The sequence below is a fragment of the Pseudoalteromonas sp. NSLLW24 genome (assembly GCF_015864725.1).
Classification (GTDB): domain Bacteria; phylum Pseudomonadota; class Gammaproteobacteria; order Enterobacterales; family Alteromonadaceae; genus Pseudoalteromonas; species Pseudoalteromonas arctica.
In genome coordinates this window covers 185598-199009 of record NZ_JADYWQ010000009.1, presented here as the reverse complement: position 1 = coordinate 199009, position 13412 = coordinate 185598, and the positions used below count along the sequence as shown (strand labels likewise).

The 13412-nt window shown below is 39.5% G+C and carries 15 protein-coding genes and 1 pseudogene; 9 read left to right on the top strand and 7 right to left on the bottom strand.

The annotated features are described in order from the left end of the window. Positions 1 to 73: 73 nt before the first annotated feature. From I6E72_RS11800 to I6E72_RS11790, 3 genes and pseudogenes are all read left to right on the top strand, one after another. Positions 74 to 457, top strand: a pseudogene (locus I6E72_RS11800) (winged helix-turn-helix domain-containing protein); the annotation flags it as partial. Continuing rightward, positions 457 to 2595, top strand: a complete 2139-nt coding sequence (pdsS, locus tag I6E72_RS11795) for a proteobacterial dedicated sortase system histidine kinase (protein ID WP_197112402.1) — start codon at positions 457 to 459, stop codon at positions 2593 to 2595. The pseudogene I6E72_RS11800 and the gene pdsS, both read left to right, overlap by 1 nt. Before the next feature lie 281 nt (positions 2596 to 2876). Beyond that, positions 2877 to 3041, top strand: coding sequence for a hypothetical protein (locus I6E72_RS11790; protein WP_007581574.1), 165 nt, complete (start codon positions 2877 to 2879; stop codon positions 3039 to 3041). A 5-nt stretch (positions 3042 to 3046) separates the two neighbouring features. Here I6E72_RS11790 and I6E72_RS11785 read toward each other — a convergent pair whose 3' ends face one another. Further along, a complete protein-coding gene (locus I6E72_RS11785; RefSeq protein WP_024593291.1) occupies positions 3047 to 4297 on the bottom strand; it encodes a multifunctional CCA addition/repair protein in 1251 nt (416 codons plus the stop codon). Between the two features lie 132 nt (positions 4298 to 4429). Between I6E72_RS11785 and I6E72_RS11780 the strand changes: the two genes are divergently transcribed. Then, entirely contained in the window at positions 4430 to 4657 is a 228-nt protein-coding gene (locus I6E72_RS11780) for a hypothetical protein (protein ID WP_007581571.1), read from the top strand. A 30-nt stretch (positions 4658 to 4687) separates the two neighbouring features. On the opposite strand, the gene I6E72_RS11775 is transcribed toward I6E72_RS11780, so the two are convergent. The 4 genes from I6E72_RS11775 to I6E72_RS11760 are packed head-to-tail and all read right to left on the bottom strand — an operon-like array spanning position 4688 to position 8553. Beyond that, positions 4688 to 5188 (bottom strand): DUF1543 domain-containing protein, encoded by a 501-nt coding sequence (locus I6E72_RS11775; RefSeq protein WP_024593292.1) that lies wholly within the window; start codon positions 5186 to 5188, stop codon positions 4688 to 4690. Positions 5189 to 5196: 8 nt separating this feature from the next. After that, complete coding sequence (locus tag I6E72_RS11770) at positions 5197 to 6546, bottom strand: sigma 54-interacting transcriptional regulator (RefSeq protein ID WP_010553151.1); 1350 nt, start codon at positions 6544 to 6546, stop codon at positions 5197 to 5199. A 2-nt stretch (positions 6547 to 6548) separates the two neighbouring features. Then, the gene (locus I6E72_RS11765) at positions 6549 to 7094 is read right to left on the bottom strand and encodes a hypothetical protein (protein WP_024607489.1); all 546 of its coding nucleotides are present in this window, start codon (positions 7092 to 7094) and stop codon (positions 6549 to 6551) included. A gap of 1 nt (position 7095) precedes the next feature. Then, positions 7096 to 8553, bottom strand: a complete 1458-nt coding sequence (locus tag I6E72_RS11760; protein WP_101217525.1) for a sensor histidine kinase — start codon at positions 8551 to 8553, stop codon at positions 7096 to 7098. Positions 8554 to 8883: 330 nt separating this feature from the next. Here I6E72_RS11760 and I6E72_RS11755 point away from each other — a divergent pair, with 330 nt between their 5' ends. The 4 genes from I6E72_RS11755 to I6E72_RS11740 all read left to right on the top strand — a co-directional run bounded on the left by I6E72_RS11755 (position 8884) and on the right by I6E72_RS11740 (position 10039). After that, positions 8884 to 9117 (top strand): cag pathogenicity island protein Cag25, encoded by a 234-nt coding sequence (locus I6E72_RS11755; protein WP_007581561.1) that lies wholly within the window; start codon positions 8884 to 8886, stop codon positions 9115 to 9117. Positions 9118 to 9141: 24 nt separating this feature from the next. Next, the gene (locus tag I6E72_RS11750) at positions 9142 to 9369 is read left to right on the top strand and encodes a hypothetical protein (RefSeq protein WP_007581559.1); all 228 of its coding nucleotides are present in this window, start codon (positions 9142 to 9144) and stop codon (positions 9367 to 9369) included. A gap of 187 nt (positions 9370 to 9556) precedes the next feature. Continuing rightward, the gene (locus I6E72_RS11745) at positions 9557 to 9793 is read left to right on the top strand and encodes a hypothetical protein (protein ID WP_007581558.1); all 237 of its coding nucleotides are present in this window, start codon (positions 9557 to 9559) and stop codon (positions 9791 to 9793) included. A gap of 9 nt (positions 9794 to 9802) precedes the next feature. Next, complete coding sequence (locus I6E72_RS11740) at positions 9803 to 10039, top strand: calcium-binding protein (protein WP_007581557.1); 237 nt, start codon at positions 9803 to 9805, stop codon at positions 10037 to 10039. 51 nt (positions 10040 to 10090) lie between these two features. On the opposite strand, the gene I6E72_RS11735 is transcribed toward I6E72_RS11740, so the two are convergent. After that, a complete protein-coding gene (locus I6E72_RS11735) occupies positions 10091 to 10543 on the bottom strand; it encodes an energy transducer TonB (protein ID WP_165721081.1) in 453 nt (150 codons plus the stop codon). A gap of 172 nt (positions 10544 to 10715) precedes the next feature. Between I6E72_RS11735 and I6E72_RS11730 the strand changes: the two genes are divergently transcribed. Beyond that, positions 10716 to 12398, top strand: coding sequence for an amidohydrolase (locus I6E72_RS11730; RefSeq protein ID WP_197112401.1), 1683 nt, complete (start codon positions 10716 to 10718; stop codon positions 12396 to 12398). Positions 12399 to 12453: 55 nt separating this feature from the next. Here the strand turns inward: I6E72_RS11730 and I6E72_RS11725 are convergent, their stop codons facing one another. After that, entirely contained in the window at positions 12454 to 13293 is an 840-nt protein-coding gene (locus I6E72_RS11725; RefSeq protein WP_024590070.1) for an HDOD domain-containing protein, read from the bottom strand. Positions 13294 to 13412: the final 119 nt, after the last annotated feature.

Here is a 13412-nt window from a genome sequence, read left to right as displayed (position 1 = left end):
GCAGCCAAAGCTTGGGCCTCACATTACCCGAACTTGGTTAAAGTATTAATTAATTTATGGGTTTATTATCCATACAAAAGACATAAGCTTGGCTCACTTGGCTGCACGTATTGGTGCGCTATTTCGCCGAATGGAAGCACTTGAACAACCCGCTGATGCAAATGCACTCATAACACGCGGGCAGTTAACACTCGACACGCAACGTATGCAGGTTTTTTGGCAACAACAATTAGTTGATTTAACCGTAACCGAATTTTGGATGCTGCATTCACTCGCCCAGCGACCAGGCCATGTTAAAAGCCGTAACGAATTAATGAGCGATGCAAAAATTTATGTAGACGACAGCACCATTACTTCACACGTAAAACGTATTCGTAAAAAGTTTATAGCACTCGACAGCTCCTTTGATTGCATAGATACAGTGTATGGCATGGGCTATCGGTGGGAACAACACTAATGCTACGATTTGGTCTGCGCAGTAAATTTATATTACTTTCATGTTTTTTGTTTTTGCTACCGTGGCTTGGCTACGAGTACGTATGGGAAATGGAAAAGTTTTTACGCCAAGGCCAAGAAAAAACTCTCGTAGGCACCACTCGAGCACTTGCTACCGCATTACATGAGCGCCCCGCATTATTTGACGAGCAAACCAACTTTTTAGACCAAGTAGTAAAAGGCCGCGATTTATACGCTTATAATCTTAAAAACCCTATTCAGCTCGACGGTAAACTTAACGATTGGGGCAGCTACCAGCTGTTATTTTGGCATTACGACAAACGCTACTTACAAAAAACAGATAACAAACATCAAGCCAGTGACTTATCGTTTGATCATATGGTGGGAAAATTTGATAACTACTTATACGCCGTATTTAAAGTCACCGACAATACCCTTATTTATCGCGCTAAAAATAGCTTAAGTATTACCAATAACGATTATTTACAAATTGGCCTAAAAACGCCAGACGGTCAGTTTAATACTTACATTATTGCGCCGCGCCAAGATGGTTGGGTTAATGCGTTTGATGCAAATACCAAAGCCCCTTTTACAAAAATTCAGGGCTATTTTGAAAGTACCAAATCAGGATATAACGTAGAGCTGCGCTTTCCTATTAACATGCTGGGCAACAAACTTGGCTTTGCCATTGTTGACATTGATAGTAAAGAGGCATTGTTAGAGCCTAAAATAATGTCGACCTCAAACTTAAATAACCCAAACGATTTAGGCTCTGTATTAGTCCCTTCTCCAGAAATTAGCCGTATTTTAAAAGGCATGGGCCACAGTGGTAGCCGCATTTGGGTGGTCGATAACCATCATCGCGTACTTGCGCAGTCGGGTACTATTCAAAATGCAGATGGCGTTTGGGCTGATGGACTTGCTAACCAAGCACCTGAAACTTGGTGGCAGCGCTTTGAGCAAAATTACTTACACCCAATTTACTATAAAATTTTAACGCGTCCCGAAAATGAGTTTTTAGATACCCTGCACGATGTAGCTTCTATGCAGGGCACACATTTAGCGAAAGCATTAAAAGGACAACCAGCATCGTCTTGGCGCTTAACCCCCGACAGCAAAGCCGTTATTTTATCGGCCGCTTACCCTATTTGGATCCAAGACCAAGTAATTGGCGCAGTAATAGCAGAGGAAACCACAAACGGCGTACGTACGCTGCGTAATAAGTCACTCGAAAAACTGTTTAACGTTATTTTAGCTGTGATGCTAATTGGTACTGTGACTTTATTCTTTTTTGCCTCACGTATATCGAACCGAATTAGGCGGCTGCGCGATACAGCTGAACAAGCAATTGATGCACAAGGGCGTGTTACCGGCAGTATTAATTACAGCGATGCTAACGATGAAATTGGCGATCTGTCTCGTAGTTTTTCAAACATTGTAAGCCGACTTGGCGGCTATACCGATTACTTAGAAAATATGTCGTCGCGGTTGTCGCATGAACTGCGCACGCCGGTTGCCGTAGTGCGCTCATCACTCGAAAACTTACAAAGCTTGCCACAGAACGAGCTGAGTCAAAAATACCTCGACCGCGCCAGCGAAGGCGTTGAACGCTTAGGTAAAATAATAACTACCATGAGCGAAGCCACTCGCCTTGAACAGAGTATTCAAAGCAACGAGCCTGAGCCTTTTGATTTACAAAAAGTAATAAATGGTTGCATGCAAGGCTATCAGCTTACTTACCCAAACCAGTTATTTACGCTTGATGTATGCCAAAACAAATTACCTATGCAAGGTGCACCGGAGTTTATAGCTCAGCTGCTTGATAAACTTATTAATAACGCGCTGGAGTTTAGTGAAGCCAATACGGCTATTAATGTAGGCCTTAAGCAGAGCGAAAATAAAGCAACATTAACAGTGCGTAATACAGGCCCCGCGTTACCCGAAGGATTAACTGAGCATATTTTTGACTCTATGGTGTCGGTACGTAGCCAGCAAATGCAGCAACAGCCACATTTGGGGTTAGGTCTTTATATTGTAAGGCTGGTGTGCGACTACCATAAAGGCAGTGTAACAGCGCAAAACAACGAACAAGGTGATGGTGTAGTGTTTACCGTAACACTGCCGTTAGTTAATGGTTAAGGCTGTATTTATACCGTTATATTCGTACCGTTATATTTATAGCCACAGCATTATATGCAAATAGTAAGTACGTAATAAATTAAATTCAGCTGTATATTTTTAGTTAAAAAGAGTTATTTTAATTTACCTTAACTCCATATAAATTAACAAATAAACCCCTCTCATCCCTCAAAACCTGCCGGTTACAATTTAGTACAACTTCAAATGTAACTATTCACTTTTAATTCAGTCGAATGACCATACCCTACATCATATTAAAGTATTAAATTGAAGGAATACTCATGAAACCATCACTAGAGCGTGAAGAACTAGACTTTATTTTTGACTTATACAGGCCCTCTAAAAAACCTGAGTCTGAAAATGTAAAACCAAAAAGTACAAACTACAAAGAGCTAAGAAAGCACGACGCGACTAAAAACCAAGGCGTATCGCACTACTTAGTCTAATTTTATTACGCTTGGGACTTCTCATGTTCTAAAAATGCTTTAATGCAGTTTATTTCTGCAAGTTTTACTTCTTCGCCTATTTCAGGGCCTTTTTTGCCATTTTTAAGTGCATTTTGCACTACCAGTTTCTTATCCATTTTTTGCAGTTCAGTATGAATTGCTCGCAGCTTAGCTGCTTGCGGGTATGGCTTATCAACAAGTGTTTCACCACGCCCTTGTGCATCGCATTGGCATGCTTGGGTAAACGCTATAAAACGTTCTGGGTGTACCAACGCATTTAAGTTAGTCACTATTAGCTTGTGAATGGTTTGCGGCCTTAACTGATCAATCGTGTGGCAAAGGGTATGATTATCACTGGTGAGTACGCCAACATCGCGAAAACGGTTAGGCACTTTTAAGCGCTCACAAAACGCCTCAATAACTGCAACACCTTCGCGTTCGTGTCCACGTAGGTTTCCATATTTTTTAAAACTAAGCGCTTTTCCAAAATCATGGGTTAGTGCAGCAAAACGAGTTTCCAAGTTAAAATTCAAATCCGCTGCACGCCTAAGTACCAGCATAGTATGCACAAATACATCCCCTTCAGGATGATGGTTTGCTGGTTGCGGTACATTAACCATGCGCTCAAGCTCTGGAAAAACCCCCAAACCTTGCAATGCTTCAAAATAAAGCTCAGGGTGCTTTTCACCCAGTGCTTTTTCGGTTTCAAGCCACACGCGCTCAGGTACTAAATGATTTAGCTCACCTTTATTTTTAAGCTCGCGCATTAATGCATACGTACTTGGGTGAATACGCCAATCACTGCCATAGCGCGCTAAAAAACGGGCAATACGCAGTACTCGAACAGGGTCTTCTACAAATGCCTCAGTGGTGTGGCGCAGTGTTTTATTTTGTAAGTCAGTTTGGCCATTAAACGGGTCAATAATATTACCGTGTTCATCAAGCGCCATTGAATTTATGGTTAAATCACGCCTTGCTAAATCTTCTTCTAGCGTCACTGTTGGGCTGGCATCAACCACAAAGCCAGTATAGCCTTTGCCGCTTTTACGCTCTGTGCGCCCAAGTGCATATTCTTCTTTTGTTTTTGGGTGCAAGTAAACCGGAAAGTCGCTACCTATTGGTACAAAACCGAGCGACTGCATTGTGTCTGGCGTTTCACCAATCACTACATAGTCGTTATCTTTTGATTTTATATTTAGCAGTTTGTCGCGCACTGCACCACCAACGAGGTAAACTTTTTTTAAGTTACTTTTCACTTTATTCCCATAAACATTAATAAAATTGTTTGATACTAATCATAACATTAATTAAAAAATTCTGCGGTGTTTGCCAAGCTTAAGTAAGCTCATTACAATGGCGCATTCTTTTCAGCTATAGCCTCACAATTAATGAAAAACCATTCATCAAAAAAAGAACTTATGTTACTACCCATTTTATTAGTGGTTATTTTAATGTGTGTGGCGGGTCACTTTTTACTACAAGCAAATTTTCAAGACAGTAATGTGGTTGAATACATGTTAGCAGCACTGCCGTTTGCTATGTTTGGATTGGTTATTGTGGCGTTTAAAATGGCGGCTAAAAGCGAAAAGGATGAACAAAACGAGCAGGACTCTTAATCCTGCTTAGTTTTAGCTACTTATTATAATTTAAAGTATGTGATAGCCAAACCAGTCTGGCTTTATAGGCTGCGATATACCGCTGGGCGTGAGCTTAATGTTTAGCTGGCTGTCGAGTAAATCAATCGCAAAGCAATCGTCTACGTCATGTAAATCATCTTTATGAATATGGCTAAGCCCTGCTAGCAAATCGTTTTTAGCTCGCTCTTTAGCTTCATGGCTACTGCTTGCAACATACAGTGCAAAGTCGTGTTGCTCAGCCATAGAATCACTTCTGTAAGCGCCTAAATTTACAAAATAGAGTTGTTTATTTTGCTCCACATAGCTATCGACTACTTCTATTTTAAAACCATCTATATGATTAATTGCCATGTAGCTATCCATGTGAACACTACTTCTGTCGCCTACCCATTGGCTTTTTAACTTTGAATAAGTTTGCTCAATGTTTTGCCCTACAACAAAACGAATATCATGCATTTCAATGTGGCAACCTTGAATCCGGCCACCTAAATACACCATAAATAACTGCATGCTTTTCCTTAACCTAAATTATCAACATCAATATTATGCTTTTTAATCAACTTATAAAAATCTGAGCGATTGCGCTTGGCAAGCTTAGCGCCTTCGGCTACGTTACCACCTGCCATTTTTAAAGTGTTAATCACATAGTCGCGCTCAAACTCTTTTTTAGCGTCGTTTAGTGATAATGGTTCTACGTTTGTTTCATTACTATTTAGCGCAGCTAACACTAAGTGCTCTGAAATAACATCGCTTGGCGTTAATGCTACAACCTGCTCTACTACGTTTTGTAATTGGCGGATATTACCTGGCCAGTCGTAACGCACAAGCGCATGCATAGCATCGCTGGCAAAGTGTTTTTCAGTTTGCTTCATGCGCTTAGCAATGCTTGCACTAAAGTGCTGTGCTAATAAGCTTATATCTTCGCGGCGCTCACACAGTGGCGGTAATTTTAAATTAACTACGTTTAAGCGATAGTATAAATCTTCTCTAAATTGCTGGTTTAAAATAGCTTCAGGAAGATTTTTATGTGTTGCCGATACAATACGTACATCAATCGCTATTTCTTCTTGAAAGCCTACGGGGCGAATTGTTTTTTCTTGTAATACGCGCAGTAACTTAACCTGCAAGTTAAGTGGCATATCGCCTATCTCGTCTAAAAATAGCGTGCCGCCCTCAGCTTGTTGAAACAAGCCTTGGTGATCTTTAATTGCGCCCGTAAAAGAGCCTTTTTTATGACCAAATAATTCAGACTCTAAAAGCTCCCCTGGTACAGCGCCGCAGTTAATTGCAACGAAAGGGCCACCGCTTACATGACTATGCTGATGAATCGCTTGTGCGAGTAGCTCTTTACCTGTACCACTAGCCCCCGAAATCAATACATTAACTTGCGTTGGCCCAAGTAGTTTTACTTGCTCTAACAAGTGCAGCATTGCACCACTGCGCGTAACTATATTACTTTTAGGTGCTGCTTCATCTGCATTAACACCATGTATTTCTATCGCTTTAGCAAGGCTGTCAAATAGCTCATCTTTATCTACAGGTTTAGTTATAAATGCAAAAATGCCCTGCTTAGTTGCCTCTACGGCATCAGGAATTGAGCCATGCGCTGTCATCATAATGACAGGTAATGCAGGGTAGCGGCTTTGCAGCTGACGATGCAGTGCCATGCCATCCATTTCATCCATACGTAGGTCGGTTATTACGGCGTCAAACACTTGGCTTTTAAGTATTTGTAATGCGGTTAAGCCGCTTTCACAGGTCGTTACTTCGTATCCTTTTGATTCGATACGAATAGCGAGCAGTTTTAATAAGCTAGCGTCGTCGTCAACGAGTAATACTTTTGCACCTTGCACTTTAGTTGCTGCCATAGTTACTGCTCCTTAGTTTCTTCTCGTAGTAAAAGCTGCTGCTCAATAGTTGCTAACGATGAGAGGGTTTCTTGCATTTTATTGTTAAGTGCTTGCTGCTCTTTTTTGGCATTTATTTGCATAGTCACTTGCTGCTTTTGAAGCCATAAATATTGCTTTATATCATCTGGCCAAAAGTAAGCTAAATCGAGTTTTAGCAACTTAGTCATTACCGTATTTGGATCATCATTTATGTTTAAGCACATAAATTTAAAAAAACGTTTAAGATCGTTTTCACCTGTAAAAATATCTTTTTTTGGCACCAATTTAAATCCGCCACACTGATTAGCGTGCCATGCAATAACTTGCTCTGCAGGCGGATAGCTTGGTTCAATTTTTGGTCTGGGTTTTGGACTAGGTTTACTGTTTTTGTCGTTCGTTATTTTGGTATCGACCACAGGTGCAGGTGTAATTGACACACGCTCTTCTTGCCCATTATTAATTTCACAACCTGATATAACCATGCTACTACTGAGCACACATAAAATAGCGATTAAACGCAAGCGCATGTTAATTAACTCCTAGATTTTTTGTTATGGGAATTTTAATTGAAAACCGGCAACCATGCGGCTCGTTATGCTCAACAGTAAGTGTACCTCTTAGCTGTTCAACAGATTCTTTCACAATAGTTAAGCCAAGCCCACTGCCTTGCAGCGTAACATTTTTACTGTGTTTACCTTGATAAAATGCGCTGAAAATTTGAGTTTTTTCTTGCTCTTTAATACCGCACCCTTTATCAAGCACACCAATGCAAAGTTGGTTTTGCTCAAGTGCTAAATTAATAGTAACGCTTTGCTTATCTTGTGAAAATTTTAAGCCATTTGAAATAAGCTGAATTAAAATCATCTCAATAAGCTCACTAGGTAAAGCAAGCTGTTTATTAGGTAAGTTATTTTGCCATTGCAGAGCTTGCTGACGCGCACTTAAGCGATGTTCAAAATGGCTATTAATTTTATTAATAAGATAGCTAAACTCAACTTCGCTTAGGCTGTCTTTACTGGTGCGAATCGCATTATAACTCAGCAGGCTGTCAATCATTGTACGAAGGCGCACCATAGATTGGCTAATAAGCTCAAGCACTGCTTTTTGCTCAGCAGTAATTGGGCCTACTATTTCATCAGTTAGTAAATCAGTGCCTTCGACCATTGAAGCAAGCGGCGTTTTCAGCTCATGGGTAACATGGCGTAAAAAGGTATCTTTTTGCTGCTCAAGCATGTGAAGTTGCTCTTGCACCCATTGGAGTTTTTCTCCTAGCTCAACTAGCTCAGCGGAGCCTTTCACAGATATTTTTTGCTGCCAATGCCCCTGCCCTAGCTTATCAATAACCGTAGTTAACCCTTTTAGTCGCCCACTTATACGCCATAAAAAACCACCACCAACAATTAAAGTAAGCGGAATAAGTGCCACCAGCCAGTTTATAAATGAAGTTTGTAGGCTTGTAAGCTCATTTTGGTTATTGGTAATTTGCGCTTCATTTTTATCACGTAACCATAAAGTAAGCTCAGCAACTAAATCGCTCACTGGCACAAATAGCTCCGCTTGCTGTTGTTTTTGCTCAACAAGCTCTACATGCGCTGTTTGTAAGGTGACATATAAGCGTTGCCATTGGTGGGTGTAATCTTTATCCGTGTTAACAAATTTAAGTTCATCAATACTTTGCAGGGATGATTGCCATTTATCGACAATGAGCTTATCTAACGATTCGCTTTTTAATACCCAGTTTTGCCTAGTGGCGCGCTCAAGGCTGTTGAGTTCTTGTTTTAGAGTATTAAACGATTTGGTAACTTGGTAGTTGTTACTCACGATACTTTGAGTCACTGCTAATTGCTTGTTAAGCGCATTTAAAAATACAATCACCACTATAGAAAGCGGGAGTAACGAAAGCAGCATACTCATTGCAAATTGCCCAATTAAATTAGGCCGCCAGTTAAGCATTGCATGGTATTTTTTAGCTATGGTTGCTGGCATTTAGTTTAGTCCTTTTAAGTTAAGCGTTCTATTATTAAGTGCTTACCTTATACACTAGCTGAACCAGCAATTATATTTAATACGATTAACAGCCAGCGCTACAAAAACAATGTGTCGCCAAATAGAGACAACGTAAACCATTGATTTTTAAACCCTACCTTTAATCTCACTACATAGTGTTGCAAAAGGCACACAAAAATTACAATAAATCCCGTAAAAACTTCTCACCCCCTTTAAGTTGAAAATATAAATACTTGAAAATTAACAATAATTATTTTTGGCATCATTTTTGTAGTAGGAGTAATAACTTTAATCAATAAGGAAATAATTATGAACAAACGCATTTTAGTAATTTCATCATTACTGGCTTTAGGCTTTTTAGGCGCTAACGCACACGCAATGGACGTTCACGCGACTTTTAACGAGCTTGATAAAGACAGTAACGGCACATTAAGTGAAGCCGAAGCAGGTGAAGATGCCGTTCTACACGAAAATTTTTTACAAATTGATACTAATCAAGATGGGCAATTGTCGCTAGATGAATTCAAAAAATTTATTCAATAAACTCATTTAATAAGGAACGTGATTATGAAACAACTTATAGCCGCTTTTTCATTAATGTTTTTAGCAATTAGTGCCACCGTAATTGCATCGCCAACAAACGTGCGCTTTGCCCATTTAGATAAAGATATGGATGGACAAATATCAATTGTAGAAGCAAAGGAAGACAAAGAAGTAATGAGACAATTTGCCGACTTAGATGAAGACGGTGATGAAAAAGTCTCAAAAAAAGAATTTGAAAGCTTTAAGCCTTAATGAGTAATTACTGATTAAGCTTTACTTAAGCTTGTTACAAGTAAACTGAATTTAAAAGCATTTGCCATAATCCCTGAGGGAGTGTGTAAAAGGATTTAATGTTGGGAGTTAAATTACGGCAAGTGCTTTTTTCCTTTTTACTTTATTTTAGCCACGAACTTTTAATACATCTTTTGGAAGGAAGACCATGAAGATACTTTCCCTTGTTATAAGCATTTTAATGCTATTAAGTTTTGATGCCGCGGCACTTGATGTAAAGCAACGCTTTGATCACCTAGATAGCGACAAAAGTGGCTATTTAACACACGATGAACTTGATCCCCAACCACAACTTTTAAACACCTTTGTAAAATGGGACAAAAACCAAGATAACCAAATTTCGCTAGTCGAATTTAAAAGTTATCTAACTAACAACCTTTACTAAGTGATTTGTATGAAAAGTATTAGCTATATAACGCTGCTGGCGTTTAGTATTTTTAGCGCATTTAGTTTTGCTGCAAGTAACGACATTGCAAAGCAATTTAAAAAGCTAGACAGAAATAAAGACGGTTTTTTATCACGTTCAGAAACCGCTATAGACCCGGCTTTGTGGTCACGGTTTTCAAGCTACGACAGTGATAAAGACGGTAAGTTAGCATTAAATGAATATGGCTTATATGCAAGTAAGTAGTTTTATAGCTAGGTAAAAAAACACCTAGCTTATTATATTTATTAATTACGTTCAGGCTTTATCTTTAGAACAATGCGCCAAATACTCTGCATCAGTAGGTTTTGGGCTCACCATAAAATCCATTTTGAGATAAGTTAGAATAGATTGCTTACTCATATTTTCAGTTGTCGCTTTCCAGCGCCATAAACCCACAGCAGCTGCCGCATTATTATCAAACACACCCTCAGGGTAAGACGAGATAACCTTATACCCTTGGGCTTCACCTTGTGAATTAATTAACGTAGCAAGCTCAACACAACCTGAAATACTTCTTTTTGCAGCTTCTATCGGATATCGCGGCTCTACTCTTTTAACAACATCCCAATACTCACCTGCCTTACTTCGCAGTTCAGGACTCGATAAATCAATAATACTCAGCATTTCATCGCTTACTTGTTTATCAGACGTTGAGCTACAGGCTGTCAGTATCATGCTCAAGGGGAGTAATAAATAGAGGGCTTTCATAGCGTTTCCTTATGCTTTATTGATTATTTTACATACTAAATAATCACATCAATTACCTATTTTGTAAACAGTTAATATAGAGAAAAGCCTTAAAATGAGGTCTATCAATTCATTGGTATTATAAAATCAAGTTTGTTAATGTAAGTAAATTAACAATAAAAATTAAGTAACTATGCCACTCAAAAAAATAATCAAACCACTCATACTAGCCAGCCTTTGCGCTAGTTCTAGTTACACTCTCGCACAAACAAAAGTAATTTATAACGCCAATGGTTATACCCCTTTATACAAAGGTGAAGTACAGCAGTTTTCTACCCTCGTTATTAAAAATGGCAAGGTAGTTAAGCTCGGTAGCGAAACACTTAAAGATAGCTACCCAGATGCCAAGCTAATTGACGCGCACGGTAATACCTTATTACCTGGCTTAATTGATGCTCATGGGCACGTTATTGGCCTTGGAGATAATTTATCGCAACTTGACGTACGCGGCGCAATATCGGTTGATGAAGTAACAAATAAACTAAAAGTATTTGCCGATAACAAACAAGGTTGGATTATTGGGCGAGGTTGGAACCAAGAGCTTTGGGCTGATACACGCTTTCCTACAGCTAAAGATTTAGACAAAGTAGTGAGCGATCAACCTGTGGTTCTTTCGCGGGTTGATAGTCACGCCATTTGGGTTAATTCAAAAGCGCTCGAACTTGCTGGGATTACCGCCCAAACAAAAGCGCCTGAAGGCGGTGAAATAATTAAAGACGAATTTGGCAATCCTACAGGTATTTTTGTAGATAAAGCAGAATCGCTAATTACCCAGCATATGCCAGCCCCTTCAAAGCAAGATATAAGTGACTCACTAGATGCAGCAGGTAAGCATTTATTAAGTTTAGGCATTACCTCTACTCACGATGCAGGTATTGATAAAGCCACATGGGAGGTTTACAAAGAGCGCGGCGACCTTGGTAATTTACCGCTACGCATTGTGGCAATGTTAAGTGGTGCAAGCCCTGATTTAGATACAATGTTAAAGGCAGGCCGATACCACGACAAAAATGACTTTATGGAAATTCGCAGTGTTAAAGTTTACGCCGATGGCGCACTTGGCTCTCGCGGAGCCGCTCTGATTGAAGAATACGCAGACAGACCTGGTCACCATGGTTTAATGCTTGAAACACAAGAAAAACTCGAAGCACTCTTTACACAAAGCTTTAAAAGCGGCTTTAGCGCAAATACCCACGCAATTGGCGATAAAGCAAATAAAGTAGTACTTGATGCTTATCAAAATGTGTTTAAAAAAACGGGCGGTATATTACTACGTAACCGAATAGAGCACGCACAAATTGTAACGCCTGAGGATATCCCTCGCTTTAAAGCGTTAAAAATAATCCCTTCAATGCAGCCAGTACATGCCACTTCTGATATGCATATGGCAGAGCAACGCTTAACTGAAAAACAATTAAGCGGTGCCTATGCTTGGCAAACATTTTTACAGCAAGGTTCGGTGGTTGCGGCAGGCTCTGATTACCCTGTAGAGCTTGCAAATCCATTTGATGGTTTGTATTCAGCCATTACACGCATGGATCATAACAAACTACCGGAAAACGGCTGGCGCGCAAGTGAAGTACTAAGCCGCGAAGATGCATTACGTGCATTTACTCTTGGTGGCGCCTATGCAGCTCATCAAGAATTTAAGGTGGGTAGTTTAGAAAAAGGTAAATGGGCCGACTTTATTTTAATTGATAAAGACTACTTTAAAGTGCCTGTTGACGAGATATACAAAACAAACGTGCTGCAAACATGGGTAGCAGGAATAAAACGGTACGAAAAAACTAAAACAGAAAATACCACCGAAAAATAAAACTAAAAAAGGGTTAACGCAAGTTAACCCTTTTTGGTTGTGTAGGAAGGCACTTTTAGCTAAACATGTTTTTCACATCTTTTAGCATATCGTTGTATTCATCACTTGTGAATAATTGCATAGACGGTATTACACCTTTATCTATGTACGTTTGCAGCGCTGCTGACTTATCAGAAACCTGTAATGTTCCCTCTAAAATAGCGCCTACTCGAATAAAGTCTACGTAACTAACTTTATCAGGTTTGTAACTTGGATCTGCCCAGCTTAGAGCTACATCAACAAACTCTTTAGGAAATTCCCACGCTTGCATAATCGACGAGCCAATTTTCCCACTCAGCTTTTGAATTGCGTGCGCTAAAAAGCTTGGGTTGGCAAACACTTCAGGGTGGCGCTCAGCTTCTGTTAAAATTGGTAATACACCAATATTATAAACAAGCGCAGCTAATGTAATTGAATCACGATTTAATGAAGTGTGTTTATTGTTTTTTAAGTAAAACTCCATGAGTGTTATTGAATGGCTAGCAACGGTTAATGTTTTTTGCCAAGCCTTGCCCATGTAGCCTTTAATTAGCTCATTGTTTGATACAAATAATTGCTCCATAGCCATAGCCGTTGCAATATTTTTAATTTGGCGCAACCCAATGCGAGTCACTGCTTGTTGTAAATTAGATACTTTTACAGAACGTCCCATAATCGCACTATTAGCTACTTTTATCATACGAGCTGAAAGCGCTGGGTCTTGTGAGATTACATCTGACATTTGCATTAAATTCACATCAGGGTTATCTGCAGCTTGGCGAACCTTAATCGCTACTTCAGGTAGCGTTGGTAAAACCAACGTATCGTTATTTATTCTATCGACTAGAATCGTTAATAAAGCGTTTTCTGTAGACATAAAGCTGCCGTCCTTTTGTGTTCAGCCTGTAAAGTAACTGCAAACTCAGGCAGTTAATTTTCGTATTAGTAATATAATTAGTATTGTCTAACTTACCGATAAAGTTAAGAAAATTATAG